We start from the raw sequence: 20732 nt of genomic DNA, 5'->3' as shown, positions 1-20732 counted from the left end.
GACAGCCCAAGGCTTGAATCGCAGGCACAAAAAAACCGTCCGAAGACGGTTTTTTTCATCAGAAACGCGGCTTATTTCAGGCCGGACATCTTCTCGATCGCGCCTTTCAGGTCGGCATCGGTGCAATCGGCGCAGGTGCCTTTTGGCGGCATCGCATTGATGCCGGTGATGGCCTTGGCCAGGATGCCGTCGAGGCCGCCCTGGTGATCGGCACGCTCTTTCCACGCTGCGGTGTCACCAATCTTCGGCGCACCCAACAGGCCGGAGCCATGGCAAGCGTTGCAATGTTTGGCAATGATTGAGTCTGGAGTCTTGGCATCACCACCGCCAGCAGTTGCAGCCACTTCCATTCCCTTGCATTCCTGACCCTGGACACACACCTGGCCAACAGGCTCGAGGCGCTTGGCGATGTCGTCATTCGTCGCAGCTTGAGCGCTGACAGCCCAGAGGGCCAGTACGGTTGCTGGTGCAGCCAGCATTTTCATAATTAGGTTCACGCGTTCACCCTCAATGGTGGCTATTCACGCCTGCGGCCACGGTTCGCAGGCGGGCGCAAGTATAGCGGGTAGCCCGCCACACTGAAACAACCCCATAGTCGAAGGGGTTATACCGCACGGTAGATAAACTGTCCGAACGCCTTCGCCGTCATGGCTTGGCGCCTCTATCTTTAAAAATTCGCTGGTGTTGCTGCGCTGATTAGTCGCGCAGGTAAATCGAACGGATTACGGAAACGATGCGGCTTGGTACTTTCAAAATAGTAGCTATCGCCAGCTTCGAGAATAAAAGTTTCCAGGCCCACCACCAATTCCAGACGACCTTCGACCAGAATCCCGGTTTCCTCGCCCTCGTGGGTGAGCATTTCTTCGCCGGTGTCGGCGCCCGGTGGGTAGATTTCGTTGAGGAAGGCGATAGCGCGGCTGGGGTGCGCGCGCCCGACCAGCTTCATGGTCACGGCGCCGTCGGAAATGTCGATCAGCTCGTTGGCCTTGTAGACGATCTGGGTCGGTATTTCCTGGAGTATTTCTTCGGAAAAGAACTCGACCATGGACATGGGAATGCCGCCAAGCACCTTCCTCAGCGAACTGATCGAAGGGCTGACGCTGTTCTTTTCGATCATCGAAATGGTGCTGTTGGTGACGCCCGCGCGCTTGGCGAGTTCACGCTGGGAAAGCCCTTTGAGCTTGCGGATCGATTGCAGTCGTTCACCGACGTCCAAGGCGGGAGCCTCCTGATGTTGTAAGAATATTGAGCGTTATCATGGCGACAGCGTTCAGTATTTACAACACGTGGGCTCCGCAGCGGCTTCAACCCTCGGAATAGAGCCTTGGCACTCGATGCAGGTTGCAGAAAATCTGGTAGGGAATGGTGTCAGCCCACTTCGCCACTTCGCTGGCGAGGATATTTTTGCCCCACAACTCGACAGTCGAACCCAGGCCCGCTTCAGGCACATCGGTAAGGTCGATACACAGCATGTCCATCGACACGCGGCCGATGATGCGACTGCGTTGGCCGGCCACCAGCACTGGCGTGCCGGTCGGGACTTGACGCGGGTAGCCGTCGGCGTAGCCCATGGCGACCACGCCGATGCGCATCGGCTTGTCGGTGATGAATCTGGCGCCGTAACCCACCGGTTCGCCAGCAGGCAACTCACGCACGCAGATCACTTTCGATTCCAGCGTCATCACCGGTCGCAGGCGCTCGGCCACCGCGTTGGATTCTTCGAACGGCGTCGCGCCATAAAGCATGATGCCCGGGCGTACCCAGTCGCTGTGGATCTGCGGCCAACCGAGCACGGCCGGCGAATTGCGCAGGCTGACTTCGGCCGCCAGGCCCTGACGCGCGGTTTCAAATACTGCGACCTGATCGGCGCTGCTCTGTTCGTGCAACTCATCGGCGCGGGCGAAGTGGCTCATCAGCACGATCTTCGCCACTTTGCCGCTGGCCAGCAGCCGTTGATAGGCCGCCTGGTAATCCTTCGGATGCAGACCGACGCGGTGCATGCCGGAGTCGAGCTTCAGCCACACGGTGATCGGTTTGCTCAGCCCTGCCTGCTCGATCGCTTCGAGCTGCCACAGCGAATGCACCACACACCAGAAATCATGCTCGACGATCAGCGCGAGCTCATTGGCCTCGAAAATCCCTTCAAGCAACAACACCGGGGCACGAATGCCGGCGGCGCGCAGCTCCAGCGCCTCTTCGATACAAGCAACCGCAAAGCCGTCGGCCTCAGCTTCCAGTGCCTGGGCGCAGCGCACCGCGCCATGGCCATAGGCATCGGCCTTGATCACCGCAAGCGCCTTGGCGCCGGTGACTTCGCGGGCAATTCGGTAGTTGTGGCGCAGGGCTTCTAGGTCGATCAGGGCACGGGCAGGACGCATGGCAGCAGACTTCTTGGCGGTCATGGGAAGAAAAACCGGCGCTGGCTGACGGTGTGAACCGCCAACAGCACCGGGAGAGGGATCTTTACTACGTGTTACGGCAGCGCAGCGACGATGGAGATCTCGACCAGGATGCTCGGCTTGGCCATCTTCGCTTCGACGGTGGCACGGGCCGGGGCAGCGCCTTTGGGCAGCCATTGGTCCCACACCGAATTCATCCCTGCAAAGTGCGCCTCGATGTCATTCAGGTAGATCGTTGCCGACAGCAGATGCTGTTTGTCGGTCCCGGCCAGATCGAGCAAGCGCTCGATATTGGCGAGTACCTCGCGGGTCTGCTGTTCAATCCCGGCGTCGAAGTCGTCGCCGACCTGCCCGGCCAGATACACGGTGCCGTTGTGGCTGACGATCTGACTCATGCGCTCATTGGTGAGCTGGCGCTGGATTGCCATGTTTTGCGGACTCCTGTGGCTTGTTGCCGTAACGGGAAATATCGAGGCCTTCAGCACTGATCTGCGGCTTTTTCTTCGCCATCAGATCGGCCAGCAAACGACCGGAACCACACGCCATGGTCCAACCGAGCGTGCCGTGACCGGTGTTGAGGAACAGGTTCTTGAACGGCGTGGCGCCAACGATCGGCGTGCCGTCCGGCGTAGTCGGACGCAGGCCGGTCCAGAAGCTTGCCTCGGCCAGATTGCCGCCCTGAGGATAAAGGTCGTTGACGATCATCTCCAGGGTTTCGCGTCGACGCGGGTTCAGCGACAGGTCAAAACCGGCGATCTCGGCCATGCCGCCGACGCGGATGCGGTTGTCGAAACGGGTGATCGCGACCTTGTAGGTCTCGTCGAGAATGGTCGAAGTCGGGGCCATCGCCGGGTTGGTGATCGGCACAGTCAGCGAGTAGCCCTTGAGCGGGTACACCGGGGCCTTGATGCCCAGCGGCTTGAGCAGTTGCGGCGAGTAGCTGCCGAGGGCCAGCACGTAGCGGTCGGCGGTCTCCAGCTTGCCGTCGATCCACACGCCGTTGATGCGATCACCGGCGAAGTCGAGCTTCTGGATGTCCTGGCCGAAACGGAATTCCACGCCCAGTTTCACCGCCATTTCGGCGAGACGGGTGGTGAAGATCTGGCAGTCGCCGGTCTGGTCGTTCGGCAGGCGCAGGGCACCGGCGAGAATGTCGGTCACGCCAGCCAGGGCTGGCTCGACGCGGGCGATGCCGGCGCGGTCGAGGACTTCAAACGGCACGCCGGATTCCTTCAGGACGGCGATGTCCTTGGCGGCGTTATCCAGTTGCGCCTGAGTGCGGAACAACTGAGTGGTACCGAGGCTGCGGCCTTCGTAGGCGATACCGGTTTCGGCGCGCAGTTCGTCGAGGCAGTCGCGGCTGTACTCGGACAGACGCACCATGCGCTCCTTGTTCACCGCATAACGGCTGGCGGTGCAGTTGCGCAGCATCTGCGCCATCCACAGGTACTGGTCGATGTCGGCGGTAGCTTTGATCGCGAGAGGGGCGTGGCGTTGCAGCAGCCACTTGATCGCCTTCAGCGGCACGCCCGGCGCAGCCCACGGCGAGGCATAGCCCGGCGAGACCTGGCCGGCGTTGGCGAAACTGGTCTCCATGGCCGCAGCTGGCTGCCGGTCGACCACCACCACTTCAAACCCGGCACGGGCCAGATAGTAAGCACTGGCGGTACCGATGACGCCGCTACCCAAGACCATTACGCGCATGTTGTATCCCTCATCGCGGCGGTGCCGCGTACGTCTGTTGTTAGAGCAATGATGCGCGCAGTGTAAAAAATAAATGCCAGTGCTTTTCACTATATAAGCGCCTATATTTGGCGACAATTCTCGGCAAAAACCCTTTTCACGGAGGCGCATCCCCTATGCGTACCAACACTCAGACCAAACGTGAGCTGGACAAGATCGACCGCAACATCTTGCGGATCCTGCAGGCGGACGGGCGGATTTCCTTCACCGAACTCGGGGAGAAAGTCGGCCTCTCCACCACGCCGTGTACCGAGCGGGTACGCAGGCTCGAGCGAGAGGGGATCATCATGGGCTACAACGCCCGTCTCAATCCGCAGCACTTGAAGGGTAGTCTCTTGGTATTTGTCGAGATCAGCCTCGACTACAAATCCGGCGACACTTTCGAAGAGTTCCGACGCGCGGTGCTGAAACTGCCGCATGTGCTGGAGTGCCATCTGGTGTCAGGGGATTTCGACTATCTGGTGAAGGCGCGGATTTCCGAGATGGCCTCGTACCGCAAGCTGCTGGGCGACATTCTGTTGAAACTGCCGCATGTGCGTGAGTCGAAGAGTTATATCGTGATGGAAGAGGTAAAAGAGAGCCTCTGCCTGCCGATTCCGGATTGATATTTGTGCTGTCTGAGCGGGCCTCTTCGCGAGCAAGCCCGCTCCCACATTTGGAATGCATTCACCTGTGGGAGCGGGCTTGCTCGCGAAGGCGTCGACTCGATTCCGGGTGAAGCCGTTAAACCAACACCTGCCGATTTGCCGCCATGTACTCGAAAATCTGCTTCTCCACCTTCGGATGAATCAGCTCCACCGGCCCCCGCCCATTCGGGCAAGGCAAGGTCTTCGTCGTGCCGAACAGCCGGCAGATCAGCGGCCGCTCGCCATACACCGTGCAGCCATTGGGCCCCAGGTGCACACAGTTCAGCTCTTCCATCGCCGCGTCCTGCTCGGCGCGGGTCTTGCGCGGCAGGCGCGCCATCTCTTCGGGCGAGGTGGTCACCGGCCCGCAGCAGTCGTGACAGCCCGGCACACAGTCGAACGTGGGGATCTGCTGGCGCAGGGTGCGGATTTTCTCGCTGTTGCAGCTCATCGAAGCGGTGACCAAGGTGAAATAGGCCGCAATTGTGCCGCAAAAGCCAAGATCCAGACACCGCAGACCGACCAGTGTTGCCCGAGTTCGCGCGTGCGGCTTATCCTCCGTCAAATTTTCTCGACACTTAGCCGTTGGATGACGCCCATGACTGCCCGCGCCCAAACCACCGCGAGCCAACCTCACGTTGCCTCTTACTACGCCGCCAGCAGCTTGCCGCAGCCCGACCACCCGGCACTGCAAGGTGAAGTGATTGCCGACGTGTGCGTGGTTGGCGGCGGGTTCTCGGGGCTGAACACTGCGCTGGAACTGGCCGAGCGCGGTCTCAGCGTGGTGTTGCTGGAAGCGCACAAGATCGGTTGGGGCGCCAGCGGGCGTAATGGTGGGCAGTTGATTCGTGGGGTCGGTCATGGCCTCGATCAATTCACCCATGTAATCGGCGCCGACGGCGTGCGGCAGATGAAACTCATGGGCCTGGAGGCCGTGGAAATCGTTCGCCAACGCATCGAGCGATTCCAGATTGCCTGCGATCTGACCTGGGGCTATTGCGACCTCGCCAACAAACCTGCGGACCTTGAAGGGTTTGCCGAAGATGCCGAAGAACTGCGCGGCCTCGGTTACCGCTACGAAACCCGCTTGCTGCAAGCCAATGAAATGCACACCGTGGTCGGCTCCAAACGCTACGTCGGCGGGCTGATCGACATGGGCTCCGGGCATCTGCATCCGTTGAATCTCGCCTTGGGTGAAGCGGCGGCGGCGCAGCAACTGGGCGTGAAGCTGTTCGAGCAATCGGCGGTGACCCGCATCGACTACGGCCCCGAAGTGAAGGTCCATACCGCGCAAGGCTCGGTACGTGCGAAAACCCTGGTGCTCGGTTGCAACGCCTACCTCAACGACCTCAACCCACAGCTCAGCGGCAAAGTCCTGCCCGCCGGCAGCTACATCATCGCTACCGAACCGCTGAGTGAAGAGCAGGCGCATAACCTGCTGCCGCAAAACATGGCGGTCTGCGACCAACGGGTGGCGCTGGATTACTATCGGCTCTCGGCGGATCGGCGTTTGCTGTTCGGCGGCGCCTGCCATTATTCGGGGCGCGATCCAAAGGACATCGCGGCGTACATGCAGCCGAAGATGCTTGAAGTCTTTCCGCAACTGGCAGGGATGAAGATCGATTATCAGTGGGGCGGGATGATCGGCATCGGCGCCAACCGCCTGCCGCAGATCGGCCGACTCAATGAGCAGCCGAATGTGTATTACGCCCAGGCGTATTCCGGGCACGGGGTGAATGCCACGCACCTGGCGGGCAAGTTGCTCGCCGAGGCGATCAGCGGGCAGCACAGCGGAGGCTTTGATCTGTTCGCCAAAGTGCCGCACATCACCTTCCCGGGCGGCAAGCATTTGCGCTCGCCGCTGCTGGCGCTGGGGATGTTGTGGCATCGCCTCAAAGAGCTGATCTGATGGATATGTGCCGCGTTTAATGACGCCTTCGCGAGCAGGCTCGCTCCCACATATGGAATGCCTTTCCCTGTGGGAGCGAGCCCGCTCGCGAATGGATTTCAGATCCGCCAGAACGGTTTCAACCCCTCCTCCAGCGCCTGCTCCCGTGTCAGCCCGACATCCTTGAGCTGCTCGGACGTCAAACCGAGCAATGCCTTGCGCGTGTGCAGACGATGCCAGAACAGGCCCCAGCGACTGAGGTCGGACGGCGCGTTGCGCATGGCCGCATTCCACGCACTGTCCTCCTGTCCCGCCGCCAGTTCCTGACTGTGTAACGTCAGCCGCACATCGCTCAAGCCGTTCATTTTTATCGCTCCTGTTTACTTGGGTAGCCAGAGATTCCATGATGCGCGGGTCGGCAAAAGCATTACAGATTCAACCAACCTGTATTAACTCCATACAGATTTGCTGTTAATGCCACTGAATTGTCGATTTACCCCGCATCTGTACTGGTTTTTCGAATCATCAGCATCGAGGCAGTGCCATGACGCTTTATGTGAACCTCGCCGAACTGCTCGGCACGCGCATCGAACAAGGCTTCTATCGTCCAGGTGACAGACTGCCGTCGGTGCGTGCCTTGAGCGTAGAACATGGTGTCAGTCTCAGCACGGTGCAGCAGGCCTATCGCGTGCTGGAAGACAGCGGGCTGGCCACGCCGAAGCCCAAGTCCGGCTACTTTGTGCCGGTTGGGCGCGAGCTGCCGGAGCTGCCTGCAGTCGGGCGCCCGGCGCAGCGACCGGTGGAGATTTCGCAGTGGGATCAGGTGCTGGAGCTGATTCGCGCGGTGCCGCGCAAGGATGTAGTGCAACTCGGTCGCGGCATGCCCGACGTCACCTCGCCAACCATGAAACCGCTGCTGCGCGGGCTGGCGCGGATTAGCCGCCGCCAGGACATGCCCGGCCTGTATTACGACAACATCCATGGCACCCTCGAACTGCGCGAACAGATCGCCCGGCTGATGCTCGATTCCGGATGCCAGTTGAGCGCCAGCGACCTCGTCGTCACCACCGGTTGCCACGAAGCACTGTCAACCAGCATCCACGCCATCTGTGAGCCCGGCGACATCGTCGCGGTGGATTCACCGAGCTTTCACGGCGCCATGCAGACCCTCAAGGGGCTGGGTATGAAAGCCCTGGAAATCCCCACCGATCCGCTCACCGGCATCAGCCTCGAAGCCCTGGAACTGGCGCTGGAACAGTGGCCGATCAAGGTCATCCAGCTCACGCCCAACTGCAACAATCCGCTGGGCTACATCATGCCGGAGTCGCGCAAACGCGCCCTGCTCAACCTGGCTCAGCGCTTCGACGTGGCGATCATCGAAGACGATGTGTATGGCGAACTGGCTTACACCTATCCGCGTCCGCGCACGATCAAATCCTTCGACGAAGATGGCCGCGTGTTGTTGTGCAGTTCGTTTTCCAAGACTTTGGCCCCAGGCCTGCGCATCGGTTGGGTCGCACCGGGGCGGTATCTGGAACGGGTGCTGCACATGAAATACATCAGCACTGGCTCCACCGCGCCGCAACCGCAAATCGCCATCGCCGAATTTATCAAGTCCGGCCACTTCGAACCCCATTTACGGCGGATGCGCACGCAATACCAGCGCAATCGCGACATGATGATCGACTGGGTCACGCGCTACTTCCCCGCCGGCACCCGCGCCAGCCGCCCACAAGGCAGCTTCATGCTGTGGGTCGAACTGCCGGAAGGGTTCGACACCCTGAAACTGAACCGTGCGCTGCACGACCAAGGCGTCCAGATTGCCGTTGGCAGCATCTTTTCCGCCTCGGGCAAGTACCGCAATTGCCTGCGGATGAACTACGCTGCCAAACCGACACCGCAGATCGAAGAGGCGGTACGCAAGGTCGGCGCGGCAGCAATCAAACTGCTGGCCGAAGCCGACTGACCTTTTTCGATTGACCAGCGTCCATATACCGACTTTTGCCGCCGACCGGAACGATCCCACGTGAGCTTCAGACAGCCCCTACTCGCTTTGCTGATGCTCGCTTCGCTCCTGAGCGGTTGCGCCAGCCTTGATGTGCCGCGCGAACCGAGTCAGGCGCTGCCGGCGTCCGGCTCCAGCTTCGGGCGTTCGATCCAGGCTCAAGCGGCGCCGTATCAGGGCCGTTCCGGTTTCCGCCTGTTGTCTAACAGCACCGAGGCGTTCACCGCCCGCGCCGAGCTGATCCGCAATGCGCAGAGCAGCCTCGATTTGCAGTACTACATCGTCCACGACGGCGTCAGCACGCGAATGCTGGTGGAGGAATTGCTCAAGGCTGCCGACCGTGGCGTGCGCGTGCGCATCCTGCTCGACGACACCACCAGCGACGGCCTCGACCAGATCATCGCCACGCTGGCGGCGCATCCGCAGATCCAGATCCGCCTGTTCAACCCGCTGCATCTTGGCCGCAGCACGGGCGTGACCCGGGCTGCCGGACGCCTGCTCAATCTGTCGCTGCAACATCGGCGCATGCACAACAAGCTGTGGCTGGCGGACAACAGCGTGGCCATCGTTGGTGGGCGCAATCTGGGCGACGAGTATTTCGATGCCGAGCCGAACCTGAATTTCACCGACATCGACATGCTCAGCGTGGGACCTGTGGCCGAGCAGCTCGGGCATAGCTTCGACCAGTACTGGAACAGCGCCCTGAGCAAACCCATCGAAGAATTTCTCTCCAGCGAACCCTCGGCCAAGGACTTGCAGAACACCCGCACGCGCCTGGAAGAATCGCTGGAAGAAACCCGCAAGCAGAATCACGTGCTGTATCAGCAGTTGATGACCTTCAAAACCGAACCGCGGATGGACATCTGGCGCAAAGAGCTGATCTGGGCCTGGAGTCAGGCGCTGTGGGACGCGCCGAGCAAGGTGCTGGCCAAGGGTGAGCCGGACCCGCAATTGCTGCTGACCACGCAACTGGCGCCGGAACTCACGGGCGTCAGCAAAGAGCTGATCATGATTTCGGCCTACTTCGTGCCGGGCCAGCCGGGGCTGGTGTACCTGACCGGGCACGCTGACGCCGGCGTATCGGTGAACCTGCTGACCAACTCGCTGGAAGCCACCGATGTGCCGGCAGTGCACGGCGGTTATGCGCCGTATCGCAAGGCGTTGCTGGAGCACGGGGTCAAACTGTTCGAACTGCGCCGCCAGCCCGGTGACGGTGGTGGGAGCGGCCCGCATATTTTTTACAGCAAGTCGTTTCGCGGCTCGGATTCCAGCCTGCACAGCAAAGCGATGATCTTCGACCGGCAGAAATCGTTTATCGGCTCATTCAATTTCGACCCGCGCTCGGTGCTCTGGAACACCGAAGTCGGGGTATTGGTGGACAGCCCGGAGCTGGCCGAGCATGTGCGCGAACTGGCCCTGCAAGGCATGGCGCCGGCGCTTAGCTATGAGGCGAAGCTTGAGAACGGGCAGATCGTCTGGAAAACCGAGGACAATGGCGAGATGCATACGCTGACCAAGGAGCCGGGGAGCTGGTGGCGCCGCTTCAATGCCTGGTTCAGCACCACTGTCGGGCTTGAGCGAATGTTGTAATCAGACACAGATCCATTGTGGGAGTGGGCTTGCTCACGAAAGCGGAGTATCAGTCGGCAAATTTGCTGGATGTGAAACCGTATTCGCGAGCAAGCCCGCTCCCACAAAAACATTCTCAGGCAGGCTCGGTCACCGGGCCAAACGCACCCTGGCGCAAAAGCAGCAGCACTAACCCAAACGCTCCAATCGCCATCAACAGCGGCAACGCATGCCCGCTGATCCACTGACTGCCCGCCCCCGCTGCCAACGGCCCGACCAGACAGCCCACACCCCACAACTGCGCAATATGCGCATTGGCCCGCACCAGCGCATCGTCGCGATAACGCTCGCCAATCAGGATCAGCGACAAGGTGAACAAGCCACCGGCACTGGCGCCAAACAACACCCACAACGGCCAGATCAGCAAGGTATCGATCAGCATGGGAATCGCCAGGCTCGACAGCATCAACACCACCGCGCAACCGGTGAACAACGTGCGTCGTGACAGATAGTCGGCCAATGCACCAATTGGCAGTTGCAGCAACGCATCCCCGACCACCACGGTGCTGACCATCGCCAAGGCGATCTCCGCCGTAAAACCCTGTTGCAGGCAGTACACCGGGAGCAGCATGAGGATCATCGCCTCAAATGCGGCAAACAATGACACCGCCCAGGCAATCGCCGGCAGCGCGCAAGCGAAGGCCCAAAGGTCGCGGAAGGTCACGCTGCTCGCTTCACTGCTCGGCGCACCGCTGCGGCCCACAAGGAGCAAGGGCGAAATGGTCAGCAGCACCACGCCAACCCAGAAGCCGTAATCATGCTCGGTACCCAGCGCGCCCAACAGCAACGGACCAGACAGTTGGCTCAACGCGTAACTGCTGCCATACAGCGCCACCAGCCGGCCGCGCCACTGCTCGACCACCAGTTGATTGATCCAGCTCTCGCCGAGGATGAAGACGATGGTCAGGATCACCCCGATCATCAGGCGCAGCAGCAACCAGACCGGATAGCTCGGTAACAGCGCCAGCAAGCCGATCGATAGTGCTCCGGCCCATAGACACAGACGCATCAGATTCGCCGTGCCGAAATACGCCGCCAGATGGCTGGCAATCTTCGCACCCAACAGCACGCCAATCGCCGGCATCGCCGCCATCACGCCGATGGCGAAGGAGCCATAACCCCAACCCTCCAGACGCAACGACACCAGCGGCATGCTGACCCCCAGGGCCAGGCCGACACTCAAGACAGACGACAACACGGCGAAATAAGTCGCCCAACGCATGTTCCACGCTCCTGTGGATATTTTTATGTGCACCACAAAACCATTGTGGGAGCGGGCTTGCTCGCGAATCCGGCTTCACATTCAGCAAATGTGCTGACTGATACACCGCTTTCGCGAGCAAGCCCGCTCCCACAGGGGGATCACTGTTTCGTCAGGAAGCCCGGAAAGAGCGGGCTCCCTTAACGACTTACAGCTTGATCCACGTCGCCTTCAACTCGGTGTACTTGTCGAACGCGTGCAGCGATTTGTCGCGGCCGTTGCCCGACTGCTTGAAACCACCGAACGGCGCGGTCATGTCGCCGCCGTCGTACTGGTTGACCCACACGCTGCCGGCACGCAACGCCTTGGCGGTCAGGTGCGCCTTGGAGATGTCCTGAGTCCACACCGCAGCGGCCAGGCCGTAAGGTGTGTCGTTGGCGATCTGGATCGCTTCTTCAGCGGTATCAAAGGAGATGACCGACAGCACCGGGCCGAAGATCTCCTCCTGAGCGATCTTCATCGCGTTGCTCACGCCGTCGAAAATAGTCGGCTCGACGTAGGTACCACCCGTTTCCTGCAAAATGCGCTTGCCGCCGGCAACCAGTTTGGCGCCATCGGTATGCCCGGATTCGATGTACGACAGTACGGTGTTCATCTGCTGGGTATCCACCAGCGCGCCGACGTTGGTGGCCGGGTCCAGCGGATTGCCGGGCTTCCAGGCTTTCAGCGCTTCGATCACCATCGGCAGGAATTTGTCTTTGATCGAACGTTCGACCAGCAGACGCGAACCGGCGGTGCAGACTTCGCCCTGGTTGAAGGCGATGGCGCTGGCGGCGGACTCCGCTGCGGCTTGCAGATCCGGCGCATCGGCAAAGACGATGTTCGGGCTTTTGCCACCGGCCTCCAGCCACACGCGCTTCATGTTCGATTCGCCGGAGTAGATCATCAGTTGCTTGGCGATCTTGGTCGAACCGGTGAACACCAGCGTGTCGACATCGTTGTGCAGTGCCAACGCCTTGCCGACGGTATGGCCGTAACCCGGCAGCACGTTGAGCACGCCTTTTGGAATACCGGCTTCAACGGCCAGCGCGGCAATGCGGATGGCAGTCAGCGGGGATTTTTCCGATGGCTTGAGGATTACCGAGTTACCGGTCGACAGGGCCGGGCCGAGTTTCCAGCAGGCCATCATCAGCGGGAAGTTCCATGGCACGATGGCGCCGACAACGCCCACTGGCTCACGGGTCACCAGACCCAGTTGATCGTGTGGAGTGGCCGCGACTTCGTCATAGATCTTGTCGATCGCCTCACCGCTCCAGCTCAGCGCTTGCGCCGCGCCCGGAACGTCGATGTACAGCGAATCGCTGATCGGCTTGCCCATGTCGAGGGTTTCGAGCAGGGCCAGTTCTTCGGCGTGCTGCTTGAGCAGACCGGCGAAACGGATCATGGTGGCTTTGCGTTTGGTCGGCGCCAGGCGCGACCAGACGCCGGAATTGAAGGTGGCGCGGGCGTTTTCCACGGCGCGCTGGGCGTCGGCGGCGTCACAGCTGGCAATCTTGCCCAGCAGACGGCCATCGACCGGGCTGATGCACTCGAAGGTCTCACCGGAGACGGCGTCGGTGTATTCGCCATTGAGGTAAGCGCGGCCTTCGATCTTCAAATCGCGGGCGCGTTGTTCCCAGTCGGCACGAGTCAGGGTGGTCATTTGAGTGTCCTCCTCTTGTTGAATACGAGCGCCGCGCGATATTCGCCAGCGTCCTCAGGAATTCTGCCCGGCCAGCCTGCTTTTCGACCCAAGGCACCCGCCACCCTAAACCAGCGGCCGGGGTTGTTTCAATATATTTGACATAAGCGCGCCATACGGCCTTGCGGTGTTCAATTTAATAAACATAGACTTTGGCCCTTTCCAGCCACAGCGCCGCCATCACCGGAGAAAACAACAATGAACATCCAGAACGTCGTCGACATCAGCCTGACCACGAGTGAAGCCGAACGCTACCGCCCGGACCCGGCCAAAGTGCTCAAGGGCGATCCCGAGCAAGCGGTGTTCAATCAATACGACAGTCCTTGTGGGCAGATGAACGTTGGCGTGTGGGAAGGTGCGGTGGGCCAATGGACGGTGAACTACACCGAGCATGAATATTGCGAGATTCTGCAGGGCGTTTCGGTACTGCGTGACAGCGATGGCAATGCCAAGACGTTGCGTGTCGGGGATCGGTTTGTGATTCCGGCAGGGTTTCGTGGCACTTGGGAAGTGCTCGAAGCTTGCCGCAAGATCTATGTGATCTTTGAACAGAAGGTCTGAGTTCTTCGCTGCTTTTACCGGCCTCTTCGCGAGCAGGCTCGCTCCCACAATGAAATGCGGCCAAATGTGGGAGCGAGCCTGCTCGCGAAAGCGTCGCAATAGTCAGCACAAAACCCGAGGCAACAAAAAAGGCCCGTATCGTGAGATACGGGCCTTTTCTGTAAGTCGGGAAAAATCAATTACTTGATTTTGCCTTCCTTGTAGATCACGTGCTTGCGAACAACCGGATCATATTTCTTGATCTCGATTTTGTCCGGGGTAGTACGCTTGTTCTTGTCGGTAGTGTAGAAGTGACCAGTACCGGCGCTCGAGATCAAACGAATCAATTCACGCATGATTAGCTCCCTTAAATCTTGCCATCGCGGCGAAGTTCGGCGAGCACGACAGTGATGCCGCGCTTGTCGATGATACGCATGCCTTTGGCAGATACGCGCAGACGCACGAAACGTTTCTCTTCTTCAACCCAGAAGCGGTGATGCTGCAGGTTCGGCAGGAAACGACGACGGGTTTTGTTGTTTGCGTGGGAAATGTTATTCCCAGTCACCGGACCCTTACCGGTAACTTGACATACTCTCGACATGCCTCAGCCCTCTAAAACCACATGCCCAACCCGGCATGGGTTGGCCGCTTAATCTCTCAGTCATTTGGCGCCAGGCGCCGCGTTTCTTTAGAGGTCTTACCGGCTACACCTACAGTGAAGGAACCGGGCCCCTAGAAAAGAGCGCTGCTTTATACCAGAAAGACCGGGGTGCAACAACATTCGGTGTGAAATCAATCGGTAAAAAGGCGCTTTTTCGGTCTGCGAACGCTTTGGATAAAGGCCGGCATCGATTTTTACCACTCGTCGCAGAAAGTCGCCCAAGCAGGCGTTTCAGACTTTTTGCGAAGCACCGCGATCTGAAAAACGGCCATCACTGTGCCCTTAAAATGCAAAAAGGGGATAGTCATTTGCAATCGCGCCCTCTAGGGTAGGCCTTTTCCAGACTGCACTTGCAGATGGGCCTTCGATCTGTAAAAGGAAACCGACCATGCGCCTCGCTGCCCTACCCCTGTTGCTCGCCCCGCTCCTGCTGAGCCCCCTGGCCCAGGCCGCCGCGCTGAGTGTCTGCACCGAGGCCAGCCCGGAAGGGTTCGACGTGGTGCAATACAACTCGCTGACCACCACCAACGCCTCGGCCGATGTGCTGATGAATCGTCTGGTGGATTTCGACACCGCCAGCGGCAAGGTAGTCCCGAGCCTGGCCGACAGTTGGGAAGTCAGCACTGACGGCCTGACTTATATCTTCAAACTGCACCCGCAGGTGAAGTTTCACACCACCGATTACTTCAAGCCAAGCCGCGAGCTGACCGCCGAAGACGTCAAATTCAGCTTCGACCGCATGCTCGACCCAGCCAATCCATGGCACAAAGTCGCCCAGAGCGGTTTCCCTCACGCGCAGTCAATGCAGCTACCGGCGTTGATCAAGAAAATCGACGCGCTGGATCCGTTGACCGTGCGCTTCACCCTCGATCACCCCGACTCCACCTTCCTGGCGACCCTGAGCATGGGTTTCGCCTCGGTCTATTCCGCCGAGTACGCCGACAAGCTGCTCAAGGCCAACGCGACCGACAAGCTCAACAATCAGCCGATCGGCACCGGCCCGTTCGTGTTCACGCGTTTCCAAAAAGACGCCGCAATCCGTTACAAGGCCAACCCGGATTACTTCGCAGGCAAACCATCGGTGGACCCGCTGATCTTCGCCATCACCCCGGATGCCAACGTACGCCTGCAAAAACTGCGGCGTAACGAGTGCCAGATCGCCCTGTCGCCAAAACCACTGGACGTGCAGGCCGCGTTGAAAGAGCCGACACTGAAAGTTGAAAAGACCGACGCCTTCATGACCGCTTTCGTCGGCATCAACAGCCAGCATCCGCCACTGGACAAGCCGGAAGTGCGTCAGGCCATCAACCTGGCTTTCGACAAGGCCAACTACATCAAAGCCGTGTTCGAAGACACCGCCGAAGCCGCCAACGGCCCTTACCCGCCGAACACCTGGAGCTATGCGAAAAACCTGTCGGGCTACCCGCACAACGTGGCGAAAGCCAAGGCACTGCTGGCCAAGGCCGGTTTGAAGGACGGCTTCCAGACCACCATCTGGACGCGTCCGTCCGGCAGTCTGCTCAACCCGAATCCGAGCCTCGGCGCGCAGATGCTGCAGTCGGATCTGGCGGAAATCGGCATTCAGGCGGAGATCCGCGTGATCGAGTGGGGCGAGTTGATCCGCCGCGCCAAGGCGGGCGAGCATGACCTGCTGTTCATGGGCTGGGCCGGTGACAACGGTGACCCGGATAACTTCCTGACGCCGCAGTTTTCCTGCGCCGCGGTCAAGTCCGGCACCAACTTCGCCCGTTACTGCAATGCCGATCTGGACAAGCTGATCAGTGCCGGCAAAACCACCAGCGAGCAAGGGGTGCGTACCAAGCTGTACGAACAGGCCCAGGCGCAGATTCAGCAGCAGGCGCTGTGGCTGCCGCTGGCGCATCCAACCGCGTACGCACTGACCCGCAAGGATGTGCAGGGTTATTCGGTCAGCCCGTTCGGCCGGCAGGACTACTCCAGGGTCTCGCTGAAATAACGGGTACAACCCCGAACCTGTGGGAGCTGGCTTGCCAGCGATGACGGCGGCACACTCAACACAAATGTTGACGATGAGTCCGCTATCGCTGGCAAGCCAGCTCCCACAGGGATTAGCGTTTTCCTGAGATTTACATCCAGCCACACTCCGCCATCGACAACGGCTCACCATCGCCAATGATGAAGTGATCCAGCACCCGCACATCAATCAGATCCAAAGCCTTCTGCAACCGCTTGGTGAGCAATCGATCCGCCTGGCTCGGATCGGTATTGCCCGACGGATGGTTATGACAGAGGATCACGGCTGCCGCGTTGTTGGCCAAGGCCCGCTTCACCACTTCCCGGGGATGCACACTGGTGTTATCAATCGAACCGCGAAACAGCGCCTCGAACATTAGAACCTGATGCTTGGAGTCGAGAAACAGGCAACCGAACACCTCGTGCGGCTCATGACGCAGCATGGATTTCAGATAATCCCGAACCGCTTGCGGGTTCTCCAGCGCCGGTTTTTTACGCATGCGCTCAGCCAGATGCCGACGGCTCATCTCCAGCACCGCCTGCAACTGGGCAAACTTTGCCGGCCCCAATCCCAATTGCTTGCTGAACGCCACCAGATCGGCCTCCAGCAGCGCGCGCAGGCTGCCGAACTGATTCAACAGGTGTCGCGCCAGATCCACCGCGCTTTTCCCAGTGACCCCGGTTCGAAGAAAGATCGCCAGCAATTCAGCATCGGACAGACTGCCCGAGCCGTGTTCAAGTAGCTTCTCCCGCGGCCGTTCCGCCGCGGGCCAATCGCGAATACTCATACACATTCCTTGTCTGTGGGCGCCGCTGTTCCGTAGAGGTCGCTGTGATATCGTAGCCCATCTTTTTGGCGGTCGATTTATCCCTGGGGAGGGGGCGTCGCACTGCAGTCATCAACGAAATGAAAGGCAGACCTATGCAGCGGCTGTATCGGAAACGCATCGTTCTGGGCGTCGGCGGCGGCATTGCGGCCTACAAGAGCGCTGATCTGGTTCGTCGCCTGATCGACCAGGGTGCCGAAGTGCGCGTGGTCATGACCCACGGCGGCGCCGAGTTCATCACCCCGCTGACCATGCAGGCCCTGTCCGGCCACCCGGTTCACCTGGATTTGCTCGACCCGGCCGCCGAAGCGGCGATGGGCCACATCGAGCTGGCGAAATGGGCCGATCTGGTGTTGATCGCTCCGGCCACCGCCGACCTGCTCGCCCGTCTGGCCCAAGGCATCGCCAACGATTTGCTGACCACTCTGGTGCTGGCCACCGACGCCGTGGTGGCAGTCGCTCCAGCCATGAACCAGGCAATGTGGCGTGACCCGGCGACCCAGGCCAACCTGCAACTCCTCGAAAGCCGTGGCCTGAAAACTTTCGGCCCGGCCTCGGGTAGCCAGGCCTGCGGCGACGTCGGCATGGGCCGCATGATGGAAGCCACCGATCTGGCGCAATGCGCGGCGGAGTGCTTCCAGCGTCAGGCGCTGACCGGCAAACACGTGGTCATCACCGCCGGCCCGACCCAGGAAAACATCGACCCGGTGCGCTACATCACTAACCACAGTTCCGGAAAAATGGGCTTTGCCCTGGCCGAAGCCGCGGTAGAAGCAGGCGCCCGCGTCACCCTGATCAGCGGCCCGGTGCACCTGCCGACTCCGGATCGCGTCACGCGCATCGACGTGGTCAGCGCCCGCGACATGCTCGCCGCGTGCGAAGCCGCGATCCCTTGCGACGTGTTCATTGCCTCGGCAGCGGTTGCGGACTACCGCCCAGAAGTCGTTGCCCCGCAAAAACTCAAGAAAGATCCTACGAGCGGTGACGGCTTCGTCCTGCAAATGGTGCGTAACCCGGACATCCTGGCCACCATCGCAAGCCGTCCCGACCGTCCGTTCAGTGTCGGCTTCGCCGCTGAGACCGAACACCTGCTCGACTACGCTGCACGCAAGCTGAAGGACAAGAATCTCGATTTGATCGTCGCCAACGACGTCGCCAACCCGAGCATCGGTTTCAACAGCGAAGAAAACGCCTGCAGCGTGATTGACCGTAAGCTGCACGCCACGGTTTTCGCCCAGACCAGCAAGAGCAAGATCGCTCGCCAACTGGTCACTTTTATCGCCGAACGTCTGAACCAGGTTTAATTTACATGCACGCTTTGCAAGCCAAAATCCTCGACCCACGCATCGGTACCGAATTCCCGCTGCCGCAATACGCCACCCCAGGCTCCGCCGGCCTCGACCTGCGCGCCATGCTGGATCAGGACATCGTGATCAAACCGGGTGAAACCGTGCTGATCCCTACCGGTCTGTCGGTTTACATCGGCGACCCGAACCTTGCCGCGCTGATCCTGCCGCGCTCGGGCATGGGCCACAAACACGGCATCGTGCTGGGTAACCTCGTCGGTTTGATCGACTCCGATTACCAGGGCCCTCTGATGGTGTCTTGCTGGAACCGTGGCCAGACCGATTTCACCATGACCGTTGGTGAGCGCTTGGCACAACTGGTGCTAGTGCCGGTGGTACAGGCGCATTTCGAAATGGTTGAAGAGTTCGTTGAGACCGAGCGCGGCACAGGCGGTTTCGGCCATACCGGCACCAAATAATCGGCACTGAAACATCCCTGCAGGAGCTGCCGAAGGCTGCGATCTTTTGATCTTGACTCTTCAAAAAAAAAATCAAAAGATCGCAGCCTGCGGCAGCTCCTACAGGGGAAAATTTCAGGCAGATCAGCTGAAAGGTTTAACACCGTAAATCAAGGTTTTGGCGTACGAAAGCCACGCCAGCCGAGGCATCATGGCCCTTTCATACCACGAACTCTCTGTGGAAAACGCCGTCATACCCTTCAGTTTGAGCCTGCCGTCGAACGATTCGTCGGTCTGTCCCGCCCCTTTCGAGATGGAGCATTTGTGCAGATGAGCACCCCAGCCAAGATCGCCCCGAAGCTGCCCGACAGCATCTTCCGCGCCTACGACATTCGCGGCACCGTGCCGGAATTCCTCAATGCCGAAACCGCTTACTGGATTGGCCGCGCCATCGGCTCGCAGAGCCTGGCCCAGGGCGAACCGAATGTTTCTGTCGGTCGCGACGGCCGCCTGTCCGGCCCGGAACTGGTTGCAGAACTGATTCGTGGCATCGCCGAGAGCGGCTGCCACGTCAGCGATGTCGGTCTGGTGCCAACGCCTGCGTTGTATTACGCCGCCAACGTTTTGGCCGGCAAGTCCGGGGTAATGCTCACCGGCAGCCACAACCCGTCGAACTACAACGGCTTCAAGATCGTGATCGCCGGCGACACCCTCGCCAACGAACAGATTCAGGCCCTGCACGAACGCCTCAAGACCAACAATCTGAGCAGCGGCACGGGCAGCGTTACCGAGGTCGAGATCCTCGATCGCTATAACACTGAAATCGTCCAGGACATCAAACTGGCCAGTCGCCTGAAAGTCGTGGTCGACTGCGGCAACGGCGCGGCCGGCGTGATCGCCCCGCAACTGATCGAAGCGCTGAACTGCGAAGTCATTCCGTTGTTCTGCGAAGTCGACGGCAACTTCCCCAATCACCACCCGGATCCGGGCAAACCGGAAAACCTCGTCGACCTCATCGCCAAGGTCAAGGAAACCAACGCCGACATCGGCCTGGCCTTCGACGGCGACGGTGACCGCGTCGGCGTAGTGACCAATACCGGCAGCATCGTCTATCCGGATCGCCTGCTGATGTTGTTCGCCCGTGACGTGGTGGCGCGTAATCCAGACGCGGAAATCATCTTCGACGTCAAATGCACCCGTCGCCTGATACCGCTGATCAAGGAATACGGTGGCAGGCCGCTAATGTGGAAGACGGGTCATTCGTTGATCAAAAAGAAAATGAAACAGTCCGGCGCGCTGTTGGCCGGTGAAATGAGCGGGCACATCTTCTTCAAGGAGCGCTGGTTCGGTTTCGACGATGGCATCTACAGCGCCGCCCGGCTGCTGGAGATTCTCAGTAAGGAAAAATCCACGGCAGAAGAGCTGTTTGCGACCTTCCCGAACGATATTTCTACGCCGGAAATCAATATCCATGTGACCGAAGAGAGCAAATTCAGCATCATTGATGCTCTGCACGACGCACAGTGGGGCGCAGGCGCTGACCTGACCACCATCGACGGCGTGCGTGTCGATTACGCCAAAGGCTGGGGCCTGGTGCGCGCGTCCAACACCACACCGGTGCTGGTGCTGCGTTTCGAGGCCGATGACGAGGCTGAACTGCAACGCATCAAGGATGTATTCCACGCCCAACTGAAACGCGTTGCACCTGATCTCCAACTACCGTTCTGATCCACCCG

At 60.1% G+C, this 20732-nt stretch carries 20 protein-coding genes and 1 pseudogene; 9 read left to right on the top strand and 12 right to left on the bottom strand.

The window, feature by feature from the left end:
- Positions 1–71: 71 nt before the first annotated feature.
- The 5 genes from ATI02_RS16600 to dadA form a co-directional block, all read right to left on the bottom strand.
- Entirely contained in the window at positions 72–485 is a 414-nt protein-coding gene (locus tag ATI02_RS16600) for a c-type cytochrome (RefSeq protein ID WP_064389547.1), read from the bottom strand.
- A 182-nt stretch (positions 486–667) separates the two neighbouring features.
- The gene (locus tag ATI02_RS16595; RefSeq protein WP_025112726.1) at positions 668–1216 is read right to left on the bottom strand and encodes a type II toxin-antitoxin system RelB family anti-toxin; all 549 of its coding nucleotides are present in this window, start codon (positions 1214–1216) and stop codon (positions 668–670) included.
- A gap of 88 nt (positions 1217–1304) precedes the next feature.
- Positions 1305–2378, bottom strand: a complete 1074-nt coding sequence (alr, locus tag ATI02_RS16590) for an alanine racemase (protein WP_100846822.1) — start codon at positions 2376–2378, stop codon at positions 1305–1307.
- A gap of 95 nt (positions 2379–2473) precedes the next feature.
- On the bottom strand, positions 2474–2827 hold the full coding sequence (locus ATI02_RS16585) for a RidA family protein (protein WP_042561737.1): 354 nt from the start codon (positions 2825–2827) through the stop codon (positions 2474–2476).
- On the bottom strand, positions 2799–4103 hold the full coding sequence (gene dadA / locus ATI02_RS16580; RefSeq protein ID WP_095187936.1) for a D-amino acid dehydrogenase: 1305 nt from the start codon (positions 4101–4103) through the stop codon (positions 2799–2801). The genes ATI02_RS16585 and dadA overlap by 29 nt, the downstream gene beginning before the upstream one ends.
- Before the next feature lie 155 nt (positions 4104–4258).
- On the opposite strand from dadA, the gene ATI02_RS16575 reads away from it, so the two are divergent.
- Positions 4259–4747 carry an Lrp/AsnC ligand binding domain-containing protein gene (locus ATI02_RS16575; RefSeq protein WP_010465173.1) on the top strand — a complete coding sequence of 163 codons (489 nt, stop codon included), beginning with the start codon at positions 4259–4261 and terminating at the stop codon, positions 4745–4747.
- Between the two features lie 118 nt (positions 4748–4865).
- On the opposite strand, the gene ATI02_RS16570 is transcribed toward ATI02_RS16575, so the two are convergent.
- Positions 4866–5219, bottom strand: coding sequence for a YkgJ family cysteine cluster protein (locus tag ATI02_RS16570; RefSeq protein WP_095187935.1), 354 nt, complete (start codon positions 5217–5219; stop codon positions 4866–4868).
- Positions 5220–5366: 147 nt separating this feature from the next.
- Here ATI02_RS16570 and ATI02_RS16565 point away from each other — a divergent pair, with 147 nt between their 5' ends.
- Positions 5367–6677 (top strand): NAD(P)/FAD-dependent oxidoreductase, encoded by a 1311-nt coding sequence (locus tag ATI02_RS16565; protein ID WP_100846821.1) that lies wholly within the window; start codon positions 5367–5369, stop codon positions 6675–6677.
- A 98-nt stretch (positions 6678–6775) separates the two neighbouring features.
- Here the strand turns inward: ATI02_RS16565 and ATI02_RS16560 are convergent, their stop codons facing one another.
- Complete coding sequence (locus ATI02_RS16560; protein ID WP_100846820.1) at positions 6776–7021, bottom strand: DUF1127 domain-containing protein; 246 nt, start codon at positions 7019–7021, stop codon at positions 6776–6778.
- A 179-nt stretch (positions 7022–7200) separates the two neighbouring features.
- On the opposite strand from ATI02_RS16560, the gene ATI02_RS16555 reads away from it, so the two are divergent.
- Together ATI02_RS16555 and ATI02_RS16550 are read left to right on the top strand one after the other, a co-directional pair.
- A complete protein-coding gene (locus ATI02_RS16555; protein ID WP_100846819.1) occupies positions 7201–8622 on the top strand; it encodes an aminotransferase-like domain-containing protein in 1422 nt (473 codons plus the stop codon).
- Positions 8623–8682: 60 nt separating this feature from the next.
- The gene (locus tag ATI02_RS16550; protein WP_100846818.1) at positions 8683–10251 is read left to right on the top strand and encodes a phospholipase D family protein; all 1569 of its coding nucleotides are present in this window, start codon (positions 8683–8685) and stop codon (positions 10249–10251) included.
- A gap of 115 nt (positions 10252–10366) precedes the next feature.
- Here the strand turns inward: ATI02_RS16550 and ATI02_RS16545 are convergent, their stop codons facing one another.
- Both ATI02_RS16545 and ATI02_RS16540 read right to left on the bottom strand, forming a co-directional pair.
- Positions 10367–11512 (bottom strand): MFS transporter, encoded by a 1146-nt coding sequence (locus ATI02_RS16545; RefSeq protein ID WP_100846817.1) that lies wholly within the window; start codon positions 11510–11512, stop codon positions 10367–10369.
- 187 nt (positions 11513–11699) lie between these two features.
- Positions 11700–13193, bottom strand: a complete 1494-nt coding sequence (locus ATI02_RS16540; RefSeq protein WP_095187929.1) for an aldehyde dehydrogenase — start codon at positions 13191–13193, stop codon at positions 11700–11702.
- Between the two features lie 237 nt (positions 13194–13430).
- Between ATI02_RS16540 and ATI02_RS16535 the strand changes: the two genes are divergently transcribed.
- The gene (locus tag ATI02_RS16535) at positions 13431–13793 is read left to right on the top strand and encodes a cupin domain-containing protein (protein ID WP_100846816.1); all 363 of its coding nucleotides are present in this window, start codon (positions 13431–13433) and stop codon (positions 13791–13793) included.
- Positions 13794–13972: 179 nt separating this feature from the next.
- Here ATI02_RS16535 and rpmG read toward each other — a convergent pair whose 3' ends face one another.
- Both rpmG and rpmB read right to left on the bottom strand, forming a co-directional pair.
- A complete protein-coding gene (gene rpmG, locus ATI02_RS16530) occupies positions 13973–14128 on the bottom strand; it encodes a 50S ribosomal protein L33 (RefSeq protein WP_003177274.1) in 156 nt (51 codons plus the stop codon).
- A gap of 11 nt (positions 14129–14139) precedes the next feature.
- A complete protein-coding gene (gene rpmB, locus ATI02_RS16525) occupies positions 14140–14373 on the bottom strand; it encodes a 50S ribosomal protein L28 (RefSeq protein ID WP_007920377.1) in 234 nt (77 codons plus the stop codon).
- A gap of 448 nt (positions 14374–14821) precedes the next feature.
- On the opposite strand from rpmB, the gene ATI02_RS16520 reads away from it, so the two are divergent.
- Positions 14822–16408, top strand: coding sequence for an ABC transporter substrate-binding protein (locus tag ATI02_RS16520; RefSeq protein WP_100846815.1), 1587 nt, complete (start codon positions 14822–14824; stop codon positions 16406–16408).
- A gap of 130 nt (positions 16409–16538) precedes the next feature.
- Here the strand turns inward: ATI02_RS16520 and radC are convergent, their stop codons facing one another.
- Complete coding sequence (gene radC / locus ATI02_RS16515) at positions 16539–17213, bottom strand: RadC family protein (RefSeq protein ID WP_095187926.1); 675 nt, start codon at positions 17211–17213, stop codon at positions 16539–16541.
- A gap of 134 nt (positions 17214–17347) precedes the next feature.
- Between radC and coaBC the strand changes: the two genes are divergently transcribed.
- The 3 genes and pseudogenes from coaBC to ATI02_RS16500 all read left to right on the top strand — a co-directional run.
- Positions 17348–18556 carry a bifunctional phosphopantothenoylcysteine decarboxylase/phosphopantothenate--cysteine ligase CoaBC gene (coaBC, locus tag ATI02_RS16510; RefSeq protein WP_095187925.1) on the top strand — a complete coding sequence of 403 codons (1209 nt, stop codon included), beginning with the start codon at positions 17348–17350 and terminating at the stop codon, positions 18554–18556.
- Between the two features lie 5 nt (positions 18557–18561).
- Positions 18562–19017, top strand: a complete 456-nt coding sequence (dut, locus tag ATI02_RS16505) for a dUTP diphosphatase (RefSeq protein WP_095049326.1) — start codon at positions 18562–18564, stop codon at positions 19015–19017.
- Positions 19018–19347: 330 nt separating this feature from the next.
- A pseudogene (locus tag ATI02_RS16500) lies at positions 19348–20724 on the top strand (phosphomannomutase/phosphoglucomutase); the annotation flags it as partial.
- Between the last annotated feature and the right edge of the window lie 8 nt (positions 20725–20732).

This window comes from Pseudomonas baetica (genome assembly GCF_002813455.1).
Taxonomy (GTDB): Bacteria; Pseudomonadota; Gammaproteobacteria; order Pseudomonadales; family Pseudomonadaceae; genus Aquipseudomonas; species Aquipseudomonas baetica.
The sequence above is the reverse complement of the archived record's forward strand: the minus strand, read 5'-3'. Positions and strand labels throughout refer to the sequence as shown.